The 25,633-nt window shown below is 44.9% G+C and carries 17 protein-coding genes, 4 tRNA genes and 1 pseudogene; 4 read left to right on the top strand and 18 right to left on the bottom strand.

The window, feature by feature from the left end:
* The 8 genes and pseudogenes from ACO05V_RS15795 to ACO05V_RS15830 all read right to left on the bottom strand — a co-directional run bounded on the left by ACO05V_RS15795 (position 1) and on the right by ACO05V_RS15830 (position 7,194).
* The gene (locus ACO05V_RS15795) at positions 1-1,287 is read right to left on the bottom strand and encodes an MSMEG_0569 family flavin-dependent oxidoreductase (protein WP_421853546.1); all 1,287 of its coding nucleotides are present in this window, start codon (positions 1,285-1,287) and stop codon (positions 1-3) included.
* A gap of 11 nt (positions 1,288-1,298) precedes the next feature.
* Positions 1,299-1,586 carry an MSMEG_0570 family nitrogen starvation response protein gene (locus tag ACO05V_RS15800; protein WP_421853550.1) on the bottom strand — a complete coding sequence of 96 codons (288 nt, stop codon included), beginning with the start codon at positions 1,584-1,586 and terminating at the stop codon, positions 1,299-1,301.
* The gene (locus tag ACO05V_RS15805) at positions 1,577-2,569 is read right to left on the bottom strand and encodes a sll0787 family AIR synthase-like protein (RefSeq protein WP_421853553.1); all 993 of its coding nucleotides are present in this window, start codon (positions 2,567-2,569) and stop codon (positions 1,577-1,579) included. The genes ACO05V_RS15800 and ACO05V_RS15805 overlap by 10 nt, the downstream gene beginning before the upstream one ends.
* Entirely contained in the window at positions 2,550-3,182 is a 633-nt protein-coding gene (locus ACO05V_RS15810) for an MSMEG_0567/Sll0786 family nitrogen starvation N-acetyltransferase (protein ID WP_421853556.1), read from the bottom strand. The genes ACO05V_RS15805 and ACO05V_RS15810 overlap by 20 nt, the downstream gene beginning before the upstream one ends.
* Complete coding sequence (locus ACO05V_RS15815; RefSeq protein ID WP_421853559.1) at positions 3,169-4,338, bottom strand: MSMEG_0568 family radical SAM protein; 1,170 nt, start codon at positions 4,336-4,338, stop codon at positions 3,169-3,171. The genes ACO05V_RS15810 and ACO05V_RS15815 overlap by 14 nt, the downstream gene beginning before the upstream one ends.
* Positions 4,295-5,335: pseudogene (locus ACO05V_RS15820) on the bottom strand (Nit6803 family nitrilase). The gene ACO05V_RS15815 and the pseudogene ACO05V_RS15820 overlap by 44 nt, the downstream one beginning before the upstream one ends.
* A 14-nt stretch (positions 5,336-5,349) precedes the next feature.
* Positions 5,350-5,832 (bottom strand): MSMEG_0572/Sll0783 family nitrogen starvation response protein, encoded by a 483-nt coding sequence (locus ACO05V_RS15825; protein WP_100188205.1) that lies wholly within the window; start codon positions 5,830-5,832, stop codon positions 5,350-5,352.
* Between the two features lie 438 nt (positions 5,833-6,270).
* Positions 6,271-7,194: a carbon-nitrogen hydrolase family protein gene (locus tag ACO05V_RS15830; protein WP_421853563.1), complete on the bottom strand. Its 924-nt coding sequence runs from the start codon at positions 7,192-7,194 to the stop codon at positions 6,271-6,273.
* Positions 7,195-7,305: 111 nt separating this feature from the next.
* Between ACO05V_RS15830 and ACO05V_RS15835 the strand changes: the two genes are divergently transcribed.
* Together ACO05V_RS15835 and ACO05V_RS15840 are read left to right on the top strand one after the other, a co-directional pair.
* Entirely contained in the window at positions 7,306-8,223 is a 918-nt protein-coding gene (locus tag ACO05V_RS15835) for a LysR substrate-binding domain-containing protein (protein WP_421853566.1), read from the top strand.
* An 86-nt stretch (positions 8,224-8,309) separates the two neighbouring features.
* Complete coding sequence (locus ACO05V_RS15840; RefSeq protein ID WP_421853568.1) at positions 8,310-9,710, top strand: PLP-dependent aminotransferase family protein; 1,401 nt, start codon at positions 8,310-8,312, stop codon at positions 9,708-9,710.
* 61 nt (positions 9,711-9,771) lie between these two features.
* Here ACO05V_RS15840 and ACO05V_RS15845 read toward each other — a convergent pair whose 3' ends face one another.
* The 3 genes from ACO05V_RS15845 to ACO05V_RS15855 all read right to left on the bottom strand — a co-directional run bounded on the left by ACO05V_RS15845 (position 9,772) and on the right by ACO05V_RS15855 (position 12,389).
* The gene (locus ACO05V_RS15845) at positions 9,772-9,897 is read right to left on the bottom strand and encodes a DUF2474 family protein (protein WP_083766349.1); all 126 of its coding nucleotides are present in this window, start codon (positions 9,895-9,897) and stop codon (positions 9,772-9,774) included.
* A 72-nt stretch (positions 9,898-9,969) separates the two neighbouring features.
* Positions 9,970-10,977, bottom strand: coding sequence for a cytochrome d ubiquinol oxidase subunit II (gene cydB / locus ACO05V_RS15850; protein WP_421853571.1), 1,008 nt, complete (start codon positions 10,975-10,977; stop codon positions 9,970-9,972).
* 11 nt (positions 10,978-10,988) lie between these two features.
* The gene (locus tag ACO05V_RS15855) at positions 10,989-12,389 is read right to left on the bottom strand and encodes a cytochrome ubiquinol oxidase subunit I (protein ID WP_421853575.1); all 1,401 of its coding nucleotides are present in this window, start codon (positions 12,387-12,389) and stop codon (positions 10,989-10,991) included.
* A gap of 135 nt (positions 12,390-12,524) precedes the next feature.
* On the opposite strand from ACO05V_RS15855, the gene ACO05V_RS15860 reads away from it, so the two are divergent.
* Positions 12,525-13,934, top strand: a complete 1,410-nt coding sequence (locus ACO05V_RS15860; RefSeq protein WP_421853577.1) for a PLP-dependent aminotransferase family protein — start codon at positions 12,525-12,527, stop codon at positions 13,932-13,934.
* Positions 13,935-13,952: 18 nt separating this feature from the next.
* Here ACO05V_RS15860 and ACO05V_RS15865 read toward each other — a convergent pair whose 3' ends face one another.
* From ACO05V_RS15865 to ACO05V_RS15890, 6 genes are all read right to left on the bottom strand, one after another.
* On the bottom strand, positions 13,953-14,450 hold the full coding sequence (locus ACO05V_RS15865) for a DUF934 domain-containing protein (RefSeq protein WP_421853580.1): 498 nt from the start codon (positions 14,448-14,450) through the stop codon (positions 13,953-13,955).
* 1 nt (position 14,451) lies between these two features.
* Entirely contained in the window at positions 14,452-16,110 is a 1,659-nt protein-coding gene (locus ACO05V_RS15870) for a nitrite/sulfite reductase (protein WP_421856993.1), read from the bottom strand.
* Between the two features lie 310 nt (positions 16,111-16,420).
* Positions 16,421-16,497, bottom strand: a tRNA-Met gene (locus ACO05V_RS15875).
* A gap of 49 nt (positions 16,498-16,546) precedes the next feature.
* Positions 16,547-16,623: transfer RNA gene (locus tag ACO05V_RS15880), tRNA-Met, on the bottom strand.
* A 107-nt stretch (positions 16,624-16,730) separates the two neighbouring features.
* A tRNA-Met gene (locus tag ACO05V_RS15885) sits at positions 16,731-16,807 on the bottom strand.
* Between the two features lie 153 nt (positions 16,808-16,960).
* Positions 16,961-17,037: transfer RNA gene (locus ACO05V_RS15890), tRNA-Met, on the bottom strand.
* Between the two features lie 288 nt (positions 17,038-17,325).
* On the opposite strand from ACO05V_RS15890, the gene msrA reads away from it, so the two are divergent.
* Positions 17,326-17,985, top strand: coding sequence for a peptide-methionine (S)-S-oxide reductase MsrA (gene msrA / locus ACO05V_RS15895; protein WP_421853583.1), 660 nt, complete (start codon positions 17,326-17,328; stop codon positions 17,983-17,985).
* Between the two features lie 112 nt (positions 17,986-18,097).
* On the opposite strand, the gene ACO05V_RS15900 is transcribed toward msrA, so the two are convergent.
* On the bottom strand, positions 18,098-25,216 hold the full coding sequence (locus tag ACO05V_RS15900) for a retention module-containing protein (protein ID WP_421853586.1): 7,119 nt from the start codon (positions 25,214-25,216) through the stop codon (positions 18,098-18,100).
* Positions 25,217-25,633 lie beyond the last annotated feature (417 nt).

Here is a 25,633-nt window from a genome sequence, read left to right on the forward strand (position 1 = left end):
TTAAGACGCCTCAGACAAAGATTCAGTCGATTCTTTTTCTTCTACAGCCTGACGAATCACATTGCTAAGATACGCCGCATCAGCCGCCACGCCAGAGAATCGACCGGATCCCCAAGTGTACAACCAAGGCAAACCAATAAAATACACGCCTTTTTCATTCGCCACACCACGACGGTGAACCGGCGCGCCCATACCGTTGAAAACAGGTAAATCCAGCCACGAAAAGTCAGGCGTAAAACCAATACACCAAATGATGCTGGTAATGCCAGACGCGGCTAAATCCAAGTTTTCACGTTCTTCTTTTGGCTCCCACACTGGCTGATAAGGCGGTTCAACGGGGGCATCAATACCATTTTTTTCGATATAAGCATCGATGCGCGCATTGATGTTTTTGTAAGTATCGTCAGCGGCGTCTAAATTCGCGGCTAAGTTGGGTTTGAAAATAAATTGGCCATCTTGGTAATTTTCCATCAAACCAAACAGCTCCATGCCTTCCAAGGCAAATTTACGCAGATCAATTTCTCGACCGCCGTCGCGCCCTGTCACATAGTGGTTGGTGTTATCACGAACCCCTTCACGCAATGGATGTTCATCCACAGACTTTTGGTAATAGCCCATGTCATCCAGCCATTCCACCACATCTTTACCGCGATATAGGCGAGCAACACGCGGTGCATTGCCAGTCGCCAGAAAGACTTTTTTACCATCAATATGCAGATCTTCGGCGATTTGCGCACCGGATTGACCCGACCCCACCACCAGCACTGCACCATCAGGCAATTGCTGTGAGTTTTTATATTGATTAGAGTGAATCTGAAGTACGCTTTCTGGAATGCGCTCAGCCATACGAGGAATAATCGGCTTCAAGTAGCCACCAGAGGCAATCACCACTTGGTCGCCCGTAAATTCCCCTTTTGTGGTAACTACATGGAATTGACCGTTATCCAGTTTGCTAACTTTTTCAACGCTCACGCCTTCTAAAATTGGCGGTTTAACTTTGGCCGCGAAACGATCCAGATAACCAATGATCTCTTCTCGCTTCATAAAGCCTTTTGGATCATTTCCATCATAAGGATGGTTTGGCAGTTCACATTGCCAATTAGGTGTCACCAAGGTGAAGGAATCCCAGCGTTGGGTTTTCCAGCTGTGCATCATGGTGTTTTTTTCAAAAATCAGATGGTCAATATCTTGCTCTTGCAAGCAAGCACTCATGGACAAACCGGCTTGACCACCGCCGACAATTAATACGGAATAATGAGTTGGTTGGCTGTTTTGTGCAGTAGGCATAATGGTTTCCTCTAATCGATAAATCGTGTGACTTTCACAGATGCATTAGGTGTTGTTTCATAACTGGCGCAGCGTGTCTTGATGACACCGAGCTGATCCATGGCACTAGAACAGGCATAGCCGAAACGCTCACGAACACGATTGCTCGCCGCGTTAAGTGCCGTTTCACTGGTCGCCAAAAATTCGTTTAAGGGATACTCTTTTCCCGCACTAAAGTGATCTTTAATGACACTGGATGGGTAATAACAGGCTTCGGTTTTACCATCAGGCCAAACCACTTCAAATTGCACTACAGGCATAACATCCTCTCTTTTTCGCGCGAATCTTGCTTATCTTGTCGAAAGCCTAAAAAGGCCGCTTGTTCAAAGTCCCAAAAGGTGACGTTTTGACCTTCGTCTATCACCTCAATGGAAGGTCGTTCTGTCACATGTCCCATCGCGGCGGCATGAATGTCTCGGCTTTGAAAAAGCGCCACCACATCATCCACCTTGTCGACTGGACAAGTCATGACAAAACCAAAACTTGGGAAAGCGCACAGCCAATCTGACCAACTCACTTGATCGGGTTTTGGGATCTGCTGCAAAAACACATCCGCACCTTTTTGCGAGCAATCCATAAACATGGCTAAGGTGCCCAACAGCCCTGCTTGGCTGATGTCTTTACAGCCTGTCAGCCAGCCTTTTTCAGCCAATAACGGCAGCAACTCTAGGTCGCCTCGCAACCGTTCAGCGGGGGCGTTCGTCGTGGCATTCCAATTAAGATACGGCAGACGAAACGCGCCTCGCTGATCCATGGCAACCACAATGGCGTCGCCAGTATTGGCATCGAAACTGGTTAACACTTCATTGGCATGACCCAAAATTGAAACAGCTAACTGTGTGGTCTTGCTGTTATGGCTGGTATGACCACCGACAACAGGCACGCCATAAGTCGAAGAAGCCGCTTTCATACCGGCAAAAATTTGCGCACTGACGTCGTCCTGTGCACTCCACAAAGCATTTACCACGGCTTTTGCTCGACCGCCCATGGCGGCAATATCACTGAGGTTGACCATGACGCCACACCAACCTGCAAACCAAGGATCCTGTGCGACAAAATCGGGCAGAAAACCTTCTATCGCAAACAAGTCATAGCCGTTGGCGTTTTTCAGCACCGCAGTATCATCGCCATTTGAAAAACCCGACTGATTACGTTTTTCAAATGAAGATATAACCGGCGCTAACGCCACTTTTGATGCCACTCCGGGGTAATGGCGAACGGTCTCAATGAGTTGTTGAAGCATAGGACACCTCCCCAACACCATGCGCGAAATCGGATTTGATCAGATTGGGTTCCAAACCCAACAAATATGGGCTGATTTCTGTGTCTTTCACCGGACGACCAGAAACCCAAAAGCCTAAAGATGGCTGGCTCAATGGTGGATAATGCTCAAGATCGGCCTGCATTTTGGCGTGCTTCATGCCATGAATATCTTGATACCCTGTCGTTGCCCAATGCAGCCGCTTAAACAGCACTTCGTTCTGCTCTTGCACCGTGGCTAAAAAGGTATGACAACCTAAGGTATTGGCGCTGGACACGGCGAGGCGAATCAAACTCGCGCCCAATACGCCTTGGCGACGAAAGGTCTTTTTCACCGCCAAACGAGAGCCCCACCATAAACCGGGTTCTGGTTGGTGAATTCGCACTGTGCCGACCACTTCTTCTGGCATCCCTAAGATGGACGTGGTGACAATTAATGGCTGCGCGATCAGATCAATGTCGTCTCTATCATGTTCTTGGAACAAGCCTTGCTCTTCGCAGAACACTTCACGGCGAATGCGATTGGCTTGCTCAATTTCCCATGCATTCGTCGCCCATTTCACTTGAAATACACGACCTTGTTTAGACAGTGACATCGGCAGCTTCCTTTTCAAATCGAGACAGAGACGAGCAAGCACCACAGCGTGCGCAACCAGCTTTCACTTTGTCGGAAGTCATATGGAGATTCACCAATTCTTGCGCCAAAGGACGCAATACCGCCTCCATAAAAGACGCCGTTGGCGCAGGACGATCTTCTAACGGGGTACCAGAAATCGGCACAAAAGGCACCACGAAGGGATAAACGCCCATGGCAACCAGCTTGCGACAGGTGTCGATAATGGTTTCTTCTGTGTCACCAAGGCCTGCCAGAATATAAGTGCTCACTTGGCCTCGCCCAAACACCGCTACGGCGTCTTCAAAGGCTTGAAAATACTCATCCAAAGACACTTCCGATTTGCCCGGTGTAATAGTGTTGCGTAGCTCAGGGGTAATCACTTCTAAATGCATGCCTAACGAGTCAATGCCCGCGTCTTTCATGCGTTGATACCAAATCGGGTCTTTTGGTGGCTCACATTGACCTTGAATCGGCACATCCACCACCGCTTTGATGCCCTTGGCGCTTTCGCACATGACTTTCGCCCCGCGATCCGCGCCAGCGGGCGTGCCTGTGGTCATGACAATGTGCTTAATGCCATCCAATTCCACCGCGGCTTTTGCCACTTCCGCTAATTGTTCCGGTGTTTTATGAGCAATGGTGCGCCCTGCTCGTAGCGATTGCCCGATGGAGCAAAACTGACACGCTTTACGACGGCTTTCGTAACGAATACAGGTTTGTAATACCGTGGTAGCAAGCACATCGGTGCTGTGCAAGGTGGCGATGTGTGAATAGGGAATGCCATCTGCGGTGGTTAATTTGTAAAATTCAGGGTCTTTAGCAAAAGTCACATCCGCCAGTGGAATACTGTTCGATAACAATTGAGAGACTGGCTTATTTTGTGCCGTATCGTCTGTATTATGAATACCTTCATCTGACATCTCTTCATTCGAAAGCGTAAACGGCGATGCCCATGCGGTTTGGGTATAAATCGGCACCATTAACGTGGTGCCATCCACTGTGATCGCTTGATGATCGGATGGACCCGCGCCACCACGGCGACTCACGTGCTCCTGATCCAACGAGGTCAGACGCAAGCCTTTGGTTTGTAACTCAGTTAGGAATTGAGATGCTTTCATTTTGAGTTGTGTCGTCATGTGACTCTCCTCCATTGAATGATTCAGGTAACACTGAGGTACGAAAAGTGTCTGGCTCAGACTCGGGTAAGCCTGCAACGTATTGGGATACTTGAGCATTCATTTGTAAGCTCAAAAGCTCAGGGCGTGCGTAATGTCCAACGGAATCCATCATGCGTTTGCGCTTATCGATCAAACGGAAATCCAAATCCGCGTAGATAAAACCTTCGCCTTCAGTCATCGATGGAACAAGGTGTTTGCCCTCTGGCGAAATGATCGCGGTATTGCAGCCATTTCTTAGGGCTTTTTGCATGGCTGGATCGGGCGTGATGCTTTGAATTTGAGCCTCGGTGAGCCAGCCGGTGGAATTAATCACGAAACAACCCGACTCTAAAGCATGATGACGAATAGTGACGTCCATTTGCTCGCCAAAGATCGGCCCCACTAACGACCCAGGAAATTGCGCGCAATGAATTTGCTCGTGTTGCGCCATTAATGAATAACGAGCCAATGGGTTGTAATGCTCCCAACACGCCAACGCGCCAATTCACCCTACTGCAGAATCAACCACTTTTAGACCCGAGGCATCACCTTGCCCCCAAATCATGCGCTCATGATAAGTCGGTGTGATTTTGCGACGCTTCAGAATCAGCTCGCCGGTTTTATCGAACACCAATTGGGTGTTGTATAAGCTGCCGTTATCGCGCTCATTCACGCCGACCACGACGACCATTTGACGCTCTTTGGCTTTGTGACCAATAGCTTCTGTCGTGGCACTCGGCACAACAACGGCTTCTTGGTACAAACGAAGATGCTCAGGGCCTTGACTAACAGGTGGCAGCACAAACGAAAAATAAGGGTAATAAGGCATGAAGGTTTCAGGAAAAACGATGAGCTCTACACCGCTCTCAGCCGCTTCATCAATCATATTCAGTACTTCGCGCAGCGTACCGGCCAAACTCTCCAAATCAGGAGAGATCTGGACGGCCGCGGCGCGAACGATTGGGTAATCACTCATCGCCGCGGCTCCTATTACATTGTCCAGGTATCAATGATCAACGCATTATCACGACGATGTAGAAGTTTAAGATCCAATACATCCAATGGATTAATCGGTCTGATTCCTTCGATCAAAGAACGTTCGCCGTGGCCATAAAGCGCTTGTAGGGCAAAACGACACGCGTAAACTTTCCCGCCTTCTGCCATGAATTTTTTCAACTGATTGTTGAAGTTCATGTGGCCTGGGAACGCTTCATCACCCAAAGTAGGAAAACCACGTTGTACCCCCAAATTCACCCCAGGGCCGTAAAGTAGAATACTGGTTTCGTAGCCTTTACGAAGAAGACGAGTGGCTTGCAGCATGTTCACAAAGCCAATGGAACCTTCAAAGGCAACCGTGTGAAAAGTCACTAAGGCTTTTTCTCCGGCTTCTGCTTTCACGTCTTCAAAGACTTTTTCTTCGTAATCAACTAGGAAATCACCATCTTTGTTCAGTGTGTGTGTTACTTCTGGCATGTTTTATCTCCGATCAAGTTGTTGTGTAAGAAACCGATGTGTTCAATTTCAACTTGAGTATTGCAACCGGAGTGCCAATGATCGTATGAAAAAAAGCAATCAATATGCGATAAAGCAAAACATGATTGAAAAAATTCACGAGAAATTTTTTAAAAAATAGATAAAACAGGTTTTAACCAAGATCTAGCCTAACTTCTTCTTCGCACTATAAAGTTTCATTATGTTTAGACAATCACCAATTGAGTGCAAAAAAAAGCCATAAACAACAATCAATTCATAAAAAAGCGAAGCACTCGTAGAGGCACTTATAGAGGCCTTTGCAAAAAAGATGGCTTTTAAAAGAAGTCATAAAGACTTGGAAAGGAGAATTAGAAAGACCTGAAAAGAAAAAAAGGCAGATTCACAGAACCCACCTCTCAATGAACATTGTTGATTAGACTATTTCTGAAACACAACGCCGGACTTTGGGCGCTCGTCCACCGTAAGTTCAAAAATGTCTGGACGCGAATAATGACCACATACATCCAAGTCATAACGAGCTTTAGGAATATCCGCAAGATCAATCGACGCGCTAAGTAAACCTTCTCTATCTTGCAATGGTCCAGCAAGCACATTGCCCATAGGATCGACAATAATACTGCCTCCACGGATCAAACGGCGTTGATTATCCCAATGAGGAATATCAATACCAAGTACTTCTGGCGAAGGCTGAATCTGACACGCGCTCACCACAAAGCAGCGGCCTTCGTGACCAATATGACGCATGGTGCTTTGCCAAATATCCCGCTCATCCACCGTTGGCGCACACCAAATATCCACGCCTTTGGCATACATGGCGGCACGTAATAACGGCATATGGTTTTCCCAACAGATAGCGCCGCCCAATCGCCCTGCTTGGCTTTCTACCACAGGTAAGGTCGAACCATCACCCAGCCCCCAAATAAGACGCTCCGTTCCGGTGGGCATGAGTTTACGATGTTTCGCTTCAAGGCCATTCTCTGGGGTAAAGTACAAAGACGTACAGTAGAGCGTGCTACCACTGCGTTCAATCACACCAATAACAATCGCCGCTTTGGTTCTTACTGATAACTCAGCCAAAGCATCGGTTTCCTCACCTGGGACCGTCACAGCGTTATCGAAATAAGCGGCAAATGTCTCGCGGCCTTCATCGATTCGATAACCTAGGTAAGTACCAAAGGTTTCTCCTTTAGGATAACCACCCAGCAAGGCTTCCGGCATCACCACCAGCTTGGATTGAGAGGCAATGATTTGCTCTTCAAAAGATAAGATATGCTCTAAAGTGCGAGCTTTGCCCTCAGGATGAGAGCCAATTTGTAATGCACAGACGATAAACGCTGACATAAATACTACCTCGTTAACGATGTTTTCTTGATGAAAGTATTGGTCACAAAACCTCTATTCAGAGTAAAGTCTTTTGATAAACTCCAACATCCCAATCCATGACTAAGCATTATGAATGACATCAATATTTCATCGACTGACATGAATTTGTTAAAAGTATTTGAAGCCCTGTACATAGAAGGCAGCGCCAGTCGGGCAGCGCAGACTCTTGGCCTCACTCAATCAACGGTGAGTGCCTCTTTGCGTCGACTGAGAACACTTTATAACGATCGTTTGTTTGTAAGAGAAGGCAAGGGATTAGCTCCAACGACCACAGCACATCAGCTAAAACCACTGATTTTTGATGCTCTCGATAAAATTCGTGAAACCCTACAATTGGTTAATCACAACACCACCAACTATCAAAACCGTACCATAGTAATCGGCTTATCCGATGATTTTGAAATTGCGCTAGCCGGTAAATTGATTGAAAAATTAGCCTTAGATGCGCCGCATTTACGTCCTATTTTTCGCCAAGCCTATAGCGTCATTGTGCCGGACTTATTACAAGACAACGTTATTGATGTTGCCATCACTTCTGGCACAGGAAATAGCCGCTTTATTCGCCGCCAATTATTGGGAAAAAGCCATTACAGTTGCATTATTAACCGTCGTTACACCCAAAAACTTCCATTACTGACCTTAGAAGAATTCATTAGCTTTGATCATGTTTTGGTGTCGTCCGCGGGTTATGTAGGCATTGTCGATAATGCCCTAGCAAGAAATCATTTGAAGCGTCATATCATTGCTTCAACCACACATTTCGCTGCTTTACCCTTTTTTTTGCAACAAGAAAATCGTATCGCAACTATTCCAGCCCACGCTGCAAACGCCCTAGCACAACTAGACGATCTTACAGTTCTGCCATGTCCTCTTGAGCTAGAAAGTTACCCCGTTGAAGCGGCTTGGCGAGCAAAAGACGACCAAAGTCCGCTCATTCAAACAGTTGTGGCTTCGATCAAAACTGTGCTTGAAAGCATTTTGTCTTAACAAAGAAAGTAGTAACTACTTGCGACATTTATAAAATTGATTGCATAATAAAATACAATCAATTTATCTAACTGAAAGAGCCAACTATGTCGACATCACTTCTGGCCACTTGGAAAAAAGAACTCGATAACAAAGGCAAATATCCTGCCTACAAACGTATTGCCGAACTGATAAACGAAAACATCGAGTCAGGGAAACTGCAACCGCAAGATAAGCTGCCGCCGATGCGTGATCTTGCGGAAGCCTTAGGGATTAATTACTCAACCGCTTCTCGTGCCTATAGCGAAGCGAAAAAGCGTGGACTCATCGACACCACCACAGGCGCGGGCAGTTTTATTAAAGGCAAAGTACCCGCGGTAAAACCGAGTCTAGCGCCCTATGAAATGACCATGAATTTGGTGATCGAACCATCGATTCCAACGCTATTAGAAGAGCTAAAAGACGGTGCGTTAAGTAGCATTGCCTCGGCAGACTTATTAAGCAGTATTCGCTACCAAGATTTTGGCGGTAGCCCAGAAACCAAACAATGCTTTTTAGGATTAATAAAACGACGCGTGATGAATGCCACCTTAGATAGAGTGGTTTCTTGCCCCGGCATCCACAGTGGCTTGGTCGCTTTGGTCACTCAGTTATGCAGTAATCAGCAAATTATCTGTGTCGATAGCCTTACTTATCCGGGCATTAAAACCATTGCCGCTCAACTTGGCAAAACCCTATTTTCCCTGGAAAGAGACAGTGACGGCCCATTGGTGAATGCCTTCGAAGACGCTTGCAAAACCCACGATGTCGCCGCGCTGTACATCAACCCAACCATGCAAAATCCAACCTCAGCCAGTATTTCAAAAAGTCGTCGAGAAGCGTTAGCAGACGTCGCATTGCTCTTTAGTATTCCAATAATCGAAGACGATGCCTATGGTTTAATCAGCCATGATTCGGCTCCCACCTTTGCGACGCTTGCACCAGAATTAACTTATTACATCAATGGCTTATCTAAGTGCTTTGGCCCCGGAATGCGCACCGGTTTTATATTGTGCCCAACGCATCGTAAAGCCGAATACACAGCCGGCGCATTACGCTCCTTGAATGTGATGGAAAATCCGATTATGCATACCATTGTCTGTCGCTGGATAAACGAAGGGACGTTAGATCACATGATCCAAGCGATTAAAAGAGAAGCCAATGCGCGGCAAGTAATGATCAAAGAAACGTTAAAAATACACAGTGTGTCGATGGAAGAAAACGCCTTTCATTTTTGGATAAAACTGCCTAAACACCTAGGTTGGAATCCATCAGATTTGGCTACAAAGCTTCGTTCATTAGGGGTTAATGCGGTTTCTAGCGCGGCATTTGCCACGGACAACAATCCGCCACAAGCATTAAGAATTTGCTTTGGTGGTCCATCTTCAAGACAACATTGCCAAGAACAAATGACTATTTTATCTGAACTACTCAACCAGCCTGCGCACCTAGCCAGAGTCATGTATTAAAAAGGGAGCGCGTAGAGCGCCCCCTTTTTAAGATCTAAAGGCATTTATTTGAAACAGAACGTTATTTAGATTCCATTCCAGCCAAAGTCATACCAAAGCGTATAATCGTCGCGACCACTAAAAGTGAGCCAACGCCAAGCGCCCAAAAAATTAGTAACCATTTAAATTGATGAAGACTTTTTTTCATCGTATTTTCCTCCAAACTAACTTCAGAAAAGGCTGGCTCGCTTTAAACACCAGCCCTTTTGTTATCTACTTTCTAGTGATAACCGTCGGTATCTACCACTTTCCCACGAAACACTCGATAAGACCAAAAGGTATAAATCAAGATGACAGGCACAATAAACACCACGCCAACTAAGGTAAATTTAAGGCTAGATGTTGGTGCTGCGGCCTGATAAATCGTAATACTCGGTGGAATAATGTTTGGCCAAAGGCTGACACATAAACCCAAATAACCCAGAAACAACATACATAAAGCGCAAATGAAAGCGCGATATTCTTCTTTGGAATGCGCCGCCCCCATCAGCAAAAGAGCAAATGTAGCTGTGAAAATCGGCAAAGGTGCCAAATACATAATGTTCGACAAGTTAAACCATAAGTCACGCACGCTTTCGTTAATCATTGGCGTATAAATACTGATAATAAACATACAAGCTGCGAGCAACAGAGTTAATGGCTTAATAAGTGCGCGCATTTTTTTCTGCAAGCCGTGCTCAGTTTTAATGACCAACCAGGTTACACCGAGCAATCCATAAGCAAACAACAAACTAAAACCGGTGAACAGGCTAAATGGGCTCAACCAATCCAATCCACCACCAGCGAACTCGCCATTTTCTACTTGAAAACCAAGGATTACAGCGCCCATTGCCACACCCTGAGCAAAGGTGGCCATTAAGGAACCAACAAAGAATAACTTGTCCCACATTGGGCGATGAGACTCCGTGGCTTTAAAACGAAACTCAAAGGCAACACCGCGTAAAATCAAACCAAATAGCATTAGTAAAATCGGCCCATACAAGGCAGACAAAATCACCGAATACGCCATAGGAAACGCGGCCAATAAGCCTGCGCCACCCAATACAAGCCAAGTTTCGTTGCCATCCCAAACGGGCGCAACCGAGTTCACCATAATATCTCGTTCATGTTTGTCTTTAATAAAAGGAAACAGCAAGCCAATCCCTAAATCAAAGCCATCTAAGAACACATACATCATCAAGCCAAAGCCGATGACAAAGGCCCAAATAGTCGGTAAATCAAAATGCATGACACTGTCTCCTAAATTTCTACGCCATCAGCGGCGGATAGCGGACGGGCTGGGCGTTTATTCAAATGCTCATCGTCTTCAAGTGAATAATCGTCTGCTGGGCCTTTGGTAATCAGCGCCAACATGTAACGCACGCCTACACCAAAAACACAGAGATACACCAACACAAAAATCAGCAACGACAAACTCATGGCAGTAACGCTATTGGGCGAGCCGGCATCCACTGTACGTTGCAAACCATAAACCACCCAAGGCTGACGGCCTGTTTCTGTGACAAACCAGCCTGTAAGCATGGCAATTAGACCGGATGGCCCCATGGCAACACAGAAGCGCAGAAACCATTTTTTCTCGTAGATTTTGCCTTTTTTACGCAGCATCAATGCCGTAACGGCCAGCACAATCATCAAGATGCCAAGCGCCACCATAATGCGAAAACTAAAGAAGACCACTGGTACATAAGGACGATCTTCCGGTGCGACAGAAGTCAGCGGTGGAATATCCCCATCCAAAGAGTGAGTCAAAATCAAACTGGCAAGATTCGGAATCTCAATCGCAAAATCATTTCTTTCCTTTTCCATATTCGGCCAACCAAACAAAACCAACGGAACGCCTTCACCTTTTTCGGTTTGATGCCAATGTCCTTCCATGGCTGCGACTTTAATTGGCTGATGCTCTAAAGTATTTAAGCCATGTTGATCACCGACCATCACTTGCAATGGTGCCGAAATAAGCAGCATCCACATTGCCATGGACAACATTTTTTTCGCGACTGTTACATGAGAGCCTTTCAGCAAATGCCAGGCGCCGGAAGCACCGACCAACAATGCGGTTGCCAAGAAAGCAGCCAAGCCCATGTGCACTAAACGATAAGGAAAAGAAGGGTTAAAAATGATCTCGAACCAATCGACAGGTACAACGCGACCATCAACGATGTCGTAACCTTGAGGAGTTTGCATCCAACTGTTAGACGCCAAAATCCAAGTCATCGAGATCAAGGTTCCAATAGCAACCAAAATAGTGGAAGCAAAATGTAGCTTTTCGCCGACTTTTTTCCAGCCAAACAACATAACACCCAAAAAGCCAGCTTCAAGGAAGAAAGCGGTCATCACTTCATAACTCAGTAGTGGACCGGTAATCGCCCCTGCGAAGTTAGAAAACTGGCTCCAGTTGGTGCCAAATTGATACGCCATGACAATGCCGGAAACAACGCCCATGGCGAAGTTAACCGCGAATATTTTCATCCAAAATCGGCATAAGGTCATGTAAATCGGCTTTCTGGTGTACAACCACAAGCCTTCTAATACCGCCAAATAACTGGCAAGACCAATCGTAATAGCGGGAAAAATAATATGGAACGAGACGGTGAACGCGAATTGTACTCGCGCCAAATCAATAGCATTTAAATCAATCATTGTGCCCTGCCTACCCTCTACACTGTCAGAAAGCAAAAAATAATTACTTTGTTGAGTGTAAGGCTTAAAAAAATACAGAACAGGCACAATAAATTAATTTAGAATAGGCACAGATTCATTATTAAAGGTGCGATCATGAGTCAGTTTAAATACCTAGAACTGGAACACTTGTTACGCAAAGACATAAAAGCCAATCACTTTTTACCTAGCGGAAAGCTGCCTTCTGTCCGAGAAATGTGCCAGAGCTTGGGCTTTTCTAAAGCCACGGTGTTACATGCCTTGCATCGACTCGAAGCAGAAGGACTGATCTTTTCTAAACCAAAATCAGGTTACTTTGTAAAAGCAGCGACACCAAATGACCGACTCTCGCCAAAGCGCATTAATCCACCCGCCGCTCCCAGAGACGTAACCGTTCCAGCCATCTTAAAAGACATCATGACGCGCAGTGCCGCCTTTGATATTTTGCCAACGGCTGGCGCTACCAATGATGCGAATCACCTCATCACTTTAAACCGACACTTAAACAAAGCGCTTCGCTCCAGACCCACTCAAAAAGCCCTTTACTACAACGACTCAAGCGGCGATATGCGTTTAAAAGACGCCATTGTGACTCACTATCGCTATCGTGGTTTGAACCAAGATCCATCACAAGTTTGCATTACCGGTGGTTGCCAACACGCCTTATTCATTTCTCTCATGGCGACGTGCTCACCCGGCGATACTGTGGCCGTGGAATCTCCCGCGTTTTATGGCGTGTTGCAAATCATGGAACAACTCAAACTGAAAATCATCGAGGTCGCTGCTGACCCTGAAGAGGGTTTGAGCGTTGAAGATTTGACCGAAAAAATATCAGAGTGGCCAATCAAAGCCTGCATTGTGTCCCCAAATTACGCCACGCCTACCGGGGCATTTATGCCAGAAAAAGCCCGCCGAGCGCTCATCAATCTAGCGGTCGAAAAAGATTTTTGCATCATAGAGGACGATATTTATGGGGATTTGGCTTTTCCGCCTTTTACTGCAGAACCATTGAAAAAATTCGATCCTAACGGACAAGTTATTCTGTGCAGCTCTTTCTCGAAAAGTTTATCGCGAGACTTAAGAATTGGTTGGGTGTTTGGAGGCAAATGGCACGACAAGATTACTCAATTGAAACTGGTTACTCAGCTGTCCTCTAGTGAATCCATTCAGCAAGGGCTGGCGACATTTTTAGAAGAAGGTCATTACCGTCGCTACCTTGCTCAACAGGTCAATACGCTAAAGCAACAACAAAGGGAGCTGATGACTTTATTAGATGCCCATTGGAGTGACAACATTCGCTATACCCACGCCCAAGGCGGCATTTCTATGTGGGTAGAATTAGACGAATCCATCAATACACAACGCAGTTATAACAAAGTATTAGAGCAAGGCGTGATCATGACACCCGGCTCACTTTTCTCGGCATCGGGTCAATATAAAAACTTTTTACGTTTAAGTTATATCCACCCGTTAACCGAACAAAGGCAAGCCGCTGTCAAAAAGCTGTTTAGCGTACTACTTGAATAGGCTTTTAACACGTTAAGTCTAGCGACGAACCCGTTTATAAAGCGGGTTCGGTTGCGATACACTGCCACTATAAGTGACAGACAAGCCTTTGATGCCTTTCGCCGCATCATGGGGATCTTTGCCTTCTTTAATAGCAAAACTGTCGAAACCACATTGGCGCATTAGGCTCAGTTGATCTCTTAGTACATCACCAAAGGCACGTAAATCACCTTGATAATTTAACCGCTTACGCAGTAAATACGCCGTCGAGTAGCCACGTCCATCTTTGAAATCAGCAAAGAAAACACAGATAAACGATAACTTATCGATATCGCCTTTTAATTCCATTGGATCATCATCAACATCAATCCAAACAGCCGTTGGCGCGTTGTCACCTCGCTCAACTCGCGCTAACCAAGCCCTCATCGGTAAGATTTGATGGGGCTCAAGTGAGTCACAATCCTCTTCTAAAATAATCCAATCATCGGCTTTGCTGATCGTCATATCATTAGACTGAATATGGATAATATTCTTCATACTAAACTCCTACCGACTCATAAGCAGCCAACTTGAATGGTTCCAAACCTATGCGTAAAAAGGTTTCATGAAACGTTTCGCTGTCATCTCGATTCGCTAGATACGCATTGGTAATGTTTTTAACCACTCTTGGCAGCGCATCTTCACTCACCGCAGGGCCAATCACTTTGCCGATTTGACTGTCTTTGCCTTGAGCTCCGCCAATGGTAATTTGGTAATAATCTTCGCCTGATTTATTCAGCCCTAGAATACCGATATTGCCAATATGATGATGAGCACAAGCATTAATACAACCAGATAAGTTAATACTGATATCACCGACTTCTAGCTGCTCTTCAATGCTGTAAACCTCAGCCACTTTTTTAGCAACAGGAAAAGAATGTGCCGTCGCCAAATTGCAATAACTCGCCCCAGGACAAACAATCATATCGCTCACTAAACCCACATTAGGTAAAGCCAAACCCACTTCACATAAACTTGACCAGACACTAAAAAGATACTTTTTCGGGATATCCGGAAGCACTATATTTTGTTCGTGAGCAATGCGAATCACGCCAAATCCATAAAGATCAGCAAGATCGGCTATACGCTGCATTTGCTCAGCATTTAAGTCTCCCGGCGTGTTGGTTGGGAACTTGGTAGAAATCGCCACCGACGCATAACCGCTGACTTTATGAGGTTTCACGCTGCGTGATACCCACGAAGCAAACTCGTCGTTACTTGCTATATGATTGCCGTATTTAAGATCAGTATCATCTAAGGTTTTGTAGAGTGGCGCCAAGAACTGAGAAGCTACACGGCTTAATTCATCATCGGTAAGCGTAGAAAAGCCCTCACGGATTTGCAGCCATTCGGCTTCTACTTCTTCACGAAAAGCGTCTACACCTAATGAATTCACAAGAATTTTAATACGTGCTTTGTATTTATTGTCGCGTCGCCCATAACGGTTAAAGACGCGAAGAACCGCTTCAATATATGACAATACTTCCGACCAATGTAGATCATCTTTCACGGCTTTATTCAAGAAAGGCGTACGACCTAATCCACCGCCAACCATAACCTGAAAACGCAATATTTCTTCTTCGTCACGATACAAATACAAACCAATATCGTGCATACGCACCGCCGCTCGGTCTTCTTTGCTGGAGCTAACTGCAATTTTGAATTTACGAGGCAAGAACAAAAACTCAGGGTTTACCGTCGCCCATTGACGAATAATCTCGGCAAAAATACGCGGGTCATATTCTTCATCGGGAGCAACGCCCGCATAAGCTTCGGTAGTGACATTGCGTACACAATTACCCGATGTCTGAATAGCATGCATATCAATGGACGCCAAATGCGCCAAAATATCTGGCGTGTCAGCTAACTCAATCCAGTTGAACTGAATATTTTGACGAGTGGTAAAATGCCCATAACCACGATCAAATTCATTGGCAATGACCGCCAAACCACGCATTTGATCACTGGATAACGCACCATATGGAATAGCGACCCGCATCATATAAGCGTGTTTTTGCAAATACAGCCCGTTTTGCAAACGCAACGGTAAAAACTCGTCTTCCGTTAATTCGTCATTCATCCGACGCGCTACTTGATCGCGAAACTCTTCTACCCGCTCGTTAACCAAGGCTCTATCGTATTCATCGTATCGATACATTTTTGTCATTCTCCCCTAAACCCGAAATATGCAGAGAAAATATCAACAAGACAGTGTCTCTAATAGGACAAGAAAAAAGAAAAATGATAGGCACAGATTAAGATAAACAAAAAACACAATGACAAATCTAGGGAGAGAACGACAACTAAGTCGAAGGAAACTATAAACTTTTTAAGGATAATTTCGGAAGGATTTTTTTGAACTTTATCGAATCGATTATGGGAACACTTTCTTTAGCTTAAAAGTGAATTTTCCAATTTTGAAATGTTGTTTGAAAATGATTGCGGGGGTACTTGCTTGAGCTTAAAAGTGGTTGCGGGAGCAGGATTCGAACCTACGACCTTCGGGTTATGAGCCCGACGAGCTACCAGACTGCTCCATCCCGCGACAAGTTAAACTATATACATAGCTTACTTTTTAATGACTTACTTGAATATGGTTGCGGGAGCTGGATTCGAACCAACGACCTTCGGGTTATGAGCCCGACGAGCTACCAGACTGCTCCATCCCGCGACAAGTTAAACTATAATACATAGCTTACTTTTTAATGACTTACTTGAAATATGGTTGCGGGAGCCACTTTTCTTAATTAAAAAGTGAACCAACGACCTTTTTTAATATGGTTGCGGGAGCCGGATTCGAACCAACGACCTTCGGGTTATGAGCCCGACGAGCTACCAGACTGCTCCATCCCGCGACAAATTAATTCTTTCAAGAATCACTAACAATTTCGTTTGATTAGTTTTGTTGGAGCCCTTTTCTTATTTAAAAAGTGAACCAACGACCATTACATAAAGTTTTGTGGGAGCCCTTTTCTTAATTAAAAAGTGAACCAACGATTTTATTAAAATGGTTGCGGGAGCCGGATTCGAACCAACGACCTTCGGGTTATGAGCCCGACGAGCTACCAGACTGCTCCATCCCGCGACAAATCATCGTTAGCAACAAACACTCTGTAATGCTTGTTGGTTAAGCCATTTCGCTCAACCCTTGCCAACGAGGTGCGTATTATAGGTAGATTGACGTAGGAGTCAAGCCTACTTGGGAATATATCTACGAATAGTTGAAATAAAACATTTCTCCCTCATTATCTGTCTTTATAAGCACATCAACCTTTTATTAGATCTAAGAGAACCTTAATTACTTGTATCCTCCGCTACAGCAAGGTAAAAGGTAGCCATCCGATATTTTCGACCAACAGGTTAGGAGACAAACATGCCCAGTAATATTGAAGCCATTTTGAAAAAATCAGCGATTCCAAATGAAGCCGATGCCCTTCCAGGCAGAAGTACACCTCTAAAAATCTCAGGCATACACGCAGTCAACAAAGAACCGTTTATCCGCACTAAAAACCCTAACGAAGCCGAAATCATTCTTGGAATGGGATGCTTTTGGGGCGCCGAGCGCAAGCTGTGGAATACTCCCGGTGTTATCGTCACGTCTGTTGGCTATGCTGGCGGCTTTACGCCCAACCCAACCTATGAAGAAGTTTGCTCAGGGCAAACAGGCCACAGTGAAGTCGTACAGGTAATTTTTGATACCTCTATTATCTCGCTAGAAGGCGTGCTTAAGGTTTTCTGGGAAAACCATGACCCAACCCAAGGCATGCGCCAAGGCAACGACATAGGCAGCCAATATCGCTCTGTTATCTATACAACCAATGATAAAGATATGGCAATCGTGGAAGCCAGCAAAGCAGCGTTTCAAAAAGAACTACTCGGCGCAGGCCACGGCATGATCACCACCGAGATTGAACCACTCGATACCTACTACTTTGCTGAAGAATATCACCAGCAATATCTTCACAAAAACCCGAACGGTTACTGCGGACTAGCTGGAACCGGCGTGAGCTGCCCTATCGGCTTAGCCGTGTAGAGTTTTTAAGTAATTGGGATAATCACTTTCTAAACTGAACAAGCTACAGAAACGAAAAGGCCGAATCGCAAAACGATTCGGCCTTTTTAGTGATATCTATGTCAGAGCAAGATTAGCCATCAATATTGATGTTGTACTCTTGGTCGTTGTAGATGACTTTGATGGAGTCTGCGGTTGTAACACCATCAACGCCATTTGAATCGAAGTTAGATTTCTCTCCAAAAGTAGCGACATCATGCCCATTTATTTTCACATGGCCATCCTGTGCACTAACATGAGCGGTTAAGAAGTCTGCAATAGCATCCGTTTCTGCACCTTTGCCTGGATCACCATCTAGGCCAGTTAACAAGTCGGTTAAATCTAAAGCGTCATCCTTAGCATTAAAGTCTGTAATCAAATCATTATGCTCTAAACTCCAACCATAAGCTTGGCCGTGATCTTGGAGAATAAAGGTGTCTTTTCCTTCCCCACCCGTTAAGGTGTCGACATCCCAATCCTCGGTGCCGATCATCCCTCCAAGTAACGTATCGTTACCAGCACCGCCATTTAGTGTGTCAGCACCATCCCCACCGATAAGAACATCATCACCGCCTTCACCAAATAGCTTGTCCTTGCTTGACCAATTGTCTGATCCATTGCCTCTTATATCGTTGGCTTGGCTGTCACCATGAGCCTCCCCATCCCATGACTGAACCCTATCAGTGTCGTGAATATGGGCAATTTTATCAGCTAGAGATTCGGTATCTCCAATATAAGTCGCACGATCATCAATATTGGCGGCAGTATGACTTGTTGGATAATCATCACTTCCTATTGGTGAATAATGGCTACCATCTTTGGATAGAGACACATCCAAAGCGTATTCACCGCCCTTATCCCAATAAATAATTTGGATATTATGATTACCATCACCACTTACGGTAAAAGTCTCCGTTCTTTCCTGAATTGTTTGATTCCAATCATAATGGGCAACGACCTTGCCATCGATGGAAATTTCATACCCATCATCTGCATTCACTTTAATGTAATAAGTCCCAGCAGCTAGAGCAACATAACCAGAAAGCCTTAGCACTGACCCATCTGAATTCGTGGAAGGATGTGAACTAAGAGAGCCGCTATCATCTCCAAGGAAAGACTCAAGGTTATTACCTTTCCCTAAATCTCCCGATCCATGATTATAAGACAACTCTTTCGATGTAAAAGTGGCATCTGCTTTACCAGATTCAATTACATCCTTAGCATCACTTAAACCATTAATATACTTATAACCACCATTATTCGCGTAAGCGTCAGTAGCAAAGAACTCACCATACAAGCCGCCCAAGCTAGAGCTGTCCACATGAACAGTTTCTGAAACAGCAGTAGAAACAGACTCTCCATCTTTCGATGTAACTGAAACACTGACATCAAAAGCTGGTGTGCCATATTCAACACGTAGCTGAACACCGGTAACCTGTGATTCGGTTAGATTGTAACTACCATCTGGGTTTTCAGTAAGCGAATTTCCATTCGCATCAACTAACGTAACGCCGTCAGGTAAGTCAGAGACAACATAAGATAATACCTCACTACCATCGACATCCTGCTCCACACCATTAATAGTGAATGGATACAACAACGCCTCATGACTAGAGCTTAATGTTGCTTTTATATCAGACACGTCAACCACTTCAGTATTTGCGGTACTTGCGACAACAAAGTCAACTGACACCTTACCCTGACTATCTAAAGTAACTTGATAAGAATTCGTTTGAGTGGACTGATGGCCTTCACCATTATTGGAGTAATTATAATTAAAGCTCTGTAGTGTCTCACCATTTGCTTTAATAGAATAAGTGTCTGGAGTGTATACATTATCCCAACTACCAGACACATCAGTTTTAAACGACAAAATGATCGTTTTGCCAGCATTTTCGATCCCAAAGTCAAACTCTCGTGTCTCGGTGTCTTGAACTGCAGGGCCATTAATGTAGCCCGTTCCGATATTACCTAACTGGGAAATAGAGGATGCACTACGAGTAATAGACGAATCTTCATAAGTACCAGCACCAACACTGACACTTAAAGTAGGAGTATCCGCTACAGGAGTAACAGTCAGAGCTAATGTGCCACTTGCACCTGTATTCGTCTGATATTGTATTTCCGGTACAGAACCAGACCAATCCTTCACAGGAGTAAATACATAAGACCCATCGGCATTGACAACCAAACTACCAACACCGACTATCACCAATGTCCCGCCAGCATTAACAGTATTATTTCCAACAGAGAACGAAGAAACTGTTAGTGCAGTACCATCAAGATCAACATCGTTGGCCAATACGCCTTCTGCAGCAGACGCGCTAATTACCTGGTCTTCTACATCAGCATTAGAGTCATTCACAGCTAACGTATCTTTATTAGCGACGGTAATATTAAGAGTATTTTCCGACACATCACCATCTCCATCCACCACTTTGTAAGTGTATGTGAGGACCTTAGACTCCGCTGCTCCTAACGAATTAACAAGGCTTGCACTTGGCGTGAATGTATAAGTTCCGTCACTTTTAAGAACAAGGGTTCCATTAGCATCTTCCACCGTATCTTTAACAATATGATCTAAACCATCCGCACCTGCATCAACGGTTACTGATCCATTTAATGATTGATTAGCCTCTGGGACATTAATTACTTCAACGTGAGCTTGCAGAGAACGAGTACTACTTTCACCTTCAGGAGTAGAAATCACTGTCGGATTTGCACCACTAAAGCCATCTAAGACAACTTTATAAGTCACACCATTCACAGTAATTTCGGTAGATGGCAACTTACCTAAGGTAACAATATCGTCTCCACCGTCGTTGTTATTGGTGGTCTCATTGTGCGTAATAGGCACATCAAACTCTATCGTTTGACTTGTTCCATCAATAGTCAAACTAAAAGTAACCTTCATAGTTGTTGACTTCAACGTCCCATAGTCAGACCACATAGTACTGTTATTATGAACAAATTCACCGATAGAGAATTTACCATCCATAGAGACAGTAGATTGAGTCGTTGGATCATTTAGACTATAAGCACTAGGTCCACCATTGCTAGAATCCCAATCATCCCAAGTTAGTTTGTCTTTATAAGCGTCGGCATCATTGTCTTCAGTTTGAGTATTTTGGTAGTGAGCGCTAGTAAATTTTGAATTAACAAAACCATTCGCAAATGACCCAACCGTAAAGCTATCTGCGGCTGCAGGACCATTAGTGATAAATAAAGTATCAGAGGTTGTTACTGAATTTGGCACGTCATCTTGAATATCAACATTCACAGTAAATGTACGGCCATCAGCAAGGGTTACGGTCACACTATCTTGATCTGAATGAGAGTCACTATGATCACGAACAGGCGCTTGATACACATATTGGCCGTTATCATTCAGCGTAATTGTTCCACCAAAATCGGTCGTTACCTGATTAGTTCCAGCAGGGAAAGAGAAGCCAACAGGAAGATCCGTCAATACATGAGATTCACCTTCAATAAGTGAGTAAGTAACCGATGCTGAAAGATCGACTGAGTGACTAGAAACTCCAACACTTTCTACAGTATTGCCAACATCATCCCTTGAGGTAACAACCACCTGAAACTCCGAATCAGCAGCCAAATCACTGCCTGCAACATCAACAGCCCAACCACCACTTCCATCAACTGTCGCGGTATATTCCTTACCGTTAATCGTCATCTTGACCACATCACCAACAGAAATATCACCACCAGTTGCGGTACCAGAAACAGTCACTGTTTGACCTAACTCAATACCATCAATTTTGTCATCTGAAGTAATTGGATTTATTGTCACAGTACCCGCTTCAGCAGAAAGATTCATAATCGCGCTAGCTGAACCATTTTCTGAAGTATTACCAAATTGATCTGTTAAGGTAGCGGTAACCTTAATCGTCTCACCATCACCAGGATTTGCAAAAGCAGCATAGGCAAAGCCACTAGAAAGCATACTAGAACTAACAACGATATTAGACGTAGTGGAACCATCTGTAACCGAAATGGTATCACCCTCAACAGTACCCGATGGCAACTTGATTTTTACATCAATATCACCATCAAGTTCACGGCTGCTGATAATCCCATCAGGTCGCGACCCAGTCATTATACCTTCATAGTCTTCTGTAATAGTCACTCTAGGCGCGCTACCAGTATCACCCGCTAGCGTATCAACAGTATGAGTCGAAGAGCCTGTACTCGTAACATTGTTACCAACAGCATCCGTAGATTCTACCTTCACATCAAATGCAGTATCCGCTGCCAAATCAGAACCAGCAACATCTACCGACCAAGTGCCATCAGAACCAACTTTAGTAGTATATTCATGACCATTAATTGTCATAGTCACAACATCGTTTTCGCTAATATCGCCGCCAGTAGCTTTACCGGAAATAGATACCGTACTAGCGGCTTCACTCGCATTGATCACGTCATCGGACGTTATTGGGTCAATTGTTACCATACCCGCTGTAGCAAAAAGGTCGACTGAATAATTAAGACCACCACCCGTTTCGACAGCAATAACATTACCAGCATCATCTTCAAATTCTGCTTTTACTTGCAATTTATGATCAGAATCTCCTGCTAAATCAGCACCGTTAACTTCCAACGAGAAGCCTCCCTCACTCTGAATGTCTCCAGCATTAACCATATATTCATGACCATTGATAGTAACCACAATATTCTTAGCATTAGTGTCATTATCAACAATAAAGGTACCAGTTAAAGTGACCGTTCCCTGTGACTCAAGAGCATTGACAACATCATCCTCTGTAACATCATCAAAATACAAAGCCGCAGTGATAGTCGTATCTAAAGTCGCGGTATTAGTAACATTGCCTTCATTACCCGCTGCATCAACAACAGACATGGAAACAGTTAATGAACCATCAACCAAACCAGCTAAATCAAGCCCTTCAACAGACACATTACCTTCACTATCTACTGATATAGCAGAGACAGGAACAGATAATGTATTAGCTGGATTCGCGCTATCCGTAATCACAATACCAACTACGGAAGCTCCTGACTCAACCTTACCAGTCAAATCCGTAGAACCACTTTCAGCTTTGTTTAAATAGATATCACCATTAGTCTCAAATGAAATTGTATTAACACCATCTCCATCTTCTGGCGCAGTGGTGTCCGCCGCCATCGTCAACGCGCCTGAAGCACCCTTGTTGCCCGCAACGTCTGTGTAGCTTTCATTGGTCACCGCCACGCTCGGCGTGTCTGTGCCACTTTGCGTGAACGTCGCTGTCCAGGTGTCTCCATCCACTTGCGTTAGGCCGCTTAACGTACCGCCTGCCACGCTGATGTCATCGACACTGAACCCTTCTACCGTTTCACTGAACTGGAACGTAATCGTCGTCGCTTCACCCGCTGACAGATTGCTGTCTGCAGCCGTGATCGTCACGGTTGGACCAGTGGTGTCCGCCGCCATCGTCAACGCGCCTGAAGCACCCTTGTTGCCCGCAACGTCTGTGTAGCTTTCATTGGTCACCGCCACGCTCGGCGTGTCTGTGCCACTTTGCGTGAACGTCGCTGTCCAGGTGTCTCCATCCACTTGCGTTAGGCCGCTTAACGTACCGCCTGCCACGCTGATGTCATCGACACTGAACCCTTCTACCGTTTCACTGAACTGGAACGTAATCGTCGTCGCTTCACCCGCTGACAGATTGCTGTCTGCAGCCGTGATCGTCACGGTTGGACCAGTGGTGTCCGCCGCCATCGTCAACGCGCCTGAAGCACCCTTGTTGCCCGCAACGTCTGTGTAGCTTTCATTGGTCACCGCCACGCTCGGCGTGTCTGTGCCACTTTGCGTGAACGTCGCTGTCCAGGTGTCTCCATCCACTTGCGTTAGGCCGCTTAACGTACCGCCTGCCACGCTGATGTCATCGACACTGAACCCTTCTACCGTTTCACTGAACTGGAACGTAATCGTCGTCGCTTCACCCGCTGACAGATTGCTGTCTGCAGCCGTGATCGTCACGGTTGGACCAGTGGTGTCAACTTGGTAATTTGAGTTAGCCGTCACAACAAGAGTGTTGCCGGCATTGTCAGTCAAAGTGATTGTTGCATCTATACGTCTATCTGGATCTTGAGCAAGATCACTACCAGCAACATCTATGCTAAAGGTGCGATTAGTAACCGTACCAGCATATTCTTTACCATTTACGGTAAGCGTAACTACATCACCATTTTTTACATCACCAGAAACAATCCCAGTAATTGTTACAGTTTCTTCAGCTTCAGCTGCAGAAACAATATCGTCCGATGTAACATCTGATATGGACATCCGCCCCTGAATAACAACATCAACCGCATGTGTCGATGAACCTATGCTCTCAACTGTATTTCCAGAACTATTACTGGATGTTACAACAGCATCAAATGCGGTATCTGCCGCTAAATCTGGACCAGCAACACCAACAGACCAAGTGCCAGTTGAGCTAACTGTGGTTGTATAGGTTGTTCCATTAATGACCAAGACGACTTGATCACCTTGAGTAATGTCTCCGCCTACTGCAGAACCAGATACGGTTATTGTACTTGCAGCTTCAGTAGCATTAACCACATCATCGGAGGTTATAGAGTTTACCGTCACAGTCCCTGCAATAGCTGGATCCTTAGTAACTGTAGTCTCGGAAACAGTAGCTCTTGCTGAACTATTAGAAGGTGTTATGAACGAGGCTTGCTGAACTCGGCTAGCATTGTTTATATCTGTATCATTACCAAACGTCGGTAATGCGTTGAATGAATCAGCTCCAAAGGTAGGCTGAGCACTGTTATCATTTCTATCAATATCAACATCGACGCGCTGTTGTTCTAGTTGAGCTTCACCCGCAGCAGGTGCATCTTGAACTAAGGTTGGATCATCACCAGCGAGAATTGCATTTTGTAGTGCTTCAGTATCAGTAGAAGAATCAGCAACAAGGTCAGCATTATCACCAGTGTTGTAGATTTCGTCCGTCATTTCGACAACAGACTCTCTACCGATTTCGACTTCCGTTCCATCAACAAAGGAAATCACTACACTGCCATTGGGGCCAGTCAGGACAGTCTCGCCAAAGAAAATCGGGTCGCCGATTTTCACCACACGCTCTTGGCCATCAATGGATTGGATCGTCACTGAACCTGATAACTTAGTGATAAAGCCTATCGCGTTGCCTAGTGTTGCAAATGGTACTTGACTGTCGCTCATGATAATTACCTTAAAAGTGAAACCTGATAAACGGGAATAGTCCTAAATTACTCTTAAGATAAGGCAGAAAAGACAAGGTAGCTATTGTACCTTGGTACAGTCAGTCCACTTTTTTAACGTTTTTCGTCCTTTTTTAATTCTTTTTTGCCTTCCGCCTTTAATACTGCAGATCTTCTGCCCTGTTGTCATTGCCATGCATAAGTCAACTCTTTATAATTTCCGCACTTTCGGGCACAGATCTTAAGCACTTAAGAATCAAACGCTGCGCGATGTCTCTTTCTGAGTCTCTCGACTCACTCAATGCTCAATGCGCCTTTGAGGAATGTTTTGCACAGTCCTTGTCATGGCACAATATTCAGAACATATTTTTATAAAACGGCTAACAAGATAAAAAGCCTATAAAGCAAACCGTCAATA

Source organism: Marinomonas sp., from assembly GCF_965225885.1.
Taxonomy (GTDB): Bacteria; Pseudomonadota; Gammaproteobacteria; order Pseudomonadales; family Marinomonadaceae; genus Marinomonas.

Bases quoted from the DNA above. Each gene is read 5' to 3' on its own strand.
- ACO05V_RS15870 (WP_421856993.1), bottom strand. From the start codon at position 16,110: ATGTATCGATACGATGAATACGATAGAGCCTTGGTTAACGAGCGGGTA.
- msrA (WP_421853583.1), top strand. From the start codon at position 17,326: ATGCCCAGTAATATTGAAGCCATTTTGAAAAAATCAGCGATTCCAAAT.
- ACO05V_RS15810 (WP_421853556.1), bottom strand. From the start codon at position 3,182: ATGTCACTGTCTAAACAAGGTCGTGTATTTCAAGTGAAATGGGCGACG.
- ACO05V_RS15845 (WP_083766349.1), bottom strand. From the start codon at position 9,897: ATGAAAAAAAGTCTTCATCAATTTAAATGGTTACTAATTTTTTGGGCG.
- ACO05V_RS15860 (WP_421853577.1), top strand. From the start codon at position 12,525: ATGAGTCAGTTTAAATACCTAGAACTGGAACACTTGTTACGCAAAGAC.
- ACO05V_RS15795 (WP_421853546.1), bottom strand. From the start codon at position 1,287: ATGCCTACTGCACAAAACAGCCAACCAACTCATTATTCCGTATTAATT.
- ACO05V_RS15835 (WP_421853566.1), top strand. From the start codon at position 7,306: ATGAATGACATCAATATTTCATCGACTGACATGAATTTGTTAAAAGTA.
- ACO05V_RS15855 (WP_421853575.1), bottom strand. From the start codon at position 12,389: ATGATTGATTTAAATGCTATTGATTTGGCGCGAGTACAATTCGCGTTC.
- ACO05V_RS15900 (WP_421853586.1), bottom strand. From the start codon at position 25,216: ATGAGCGACAGTCAAGTACCATTTGCAACACTAGGCAACGCGATAGGC.
- ACO05V_RS15865 (WP_421853580.1), bottom strand. From the start codon at position 14,450: ATGAAGAATATTATCCATATTCAGTCTAATGATATGACGATCAGCAAA.
- ACO05V_RS15840 (WP_421853568.1), top strand. From the start codon at position 8,310: ATGTCGACATCACTTCTGGCCACTTGGAAAAAAGAACTCGATAACAAA.
- ACO05V_RS15800 (WP_421853550.1), bottom strand. From the start codon at position 1,586: ATGCCTGTAGTGCAATTTGAAGTGGTTTGGCCTGATGGTAAAACCGAA.
- ACO05V_RS15805 (WP_421853553.1), bottom strand. From the start codon at position 2,569: ATGCTTCAACAACTCATTGAGACCGTTCGCCATTACCCCGGAGTGGCA.
- ACO05V_RS15830 (WP_421853563.1), bottom strand. From the start codon at position 7,194: ATGTCAGCGTTTATCGTCTGTGCATTACAAATTGGCTCTCATCCTGAG.
- ACO05V_RS15825 (WP_100188205.1), bottom strand. From the start codon at position 5,832: ATGCCAGAAGTAACACACACACTGAACAAAGATGGTGATTTCCTAGTT.
- cydB (WP_421853571.1), bottom strand. From the start codon at position 10,977: ATGCATTTTGATTTACCGACTATTTGGGCCTTTGTCATCGGCTTTGGC.
- ACO05V_RS15815 (WP_421853559.1), bottom strand. From the start codon at position 4,338: ATGACGACACAACTCAAAATGAAAGCATCTCAATTCCTAACTGAGTTA.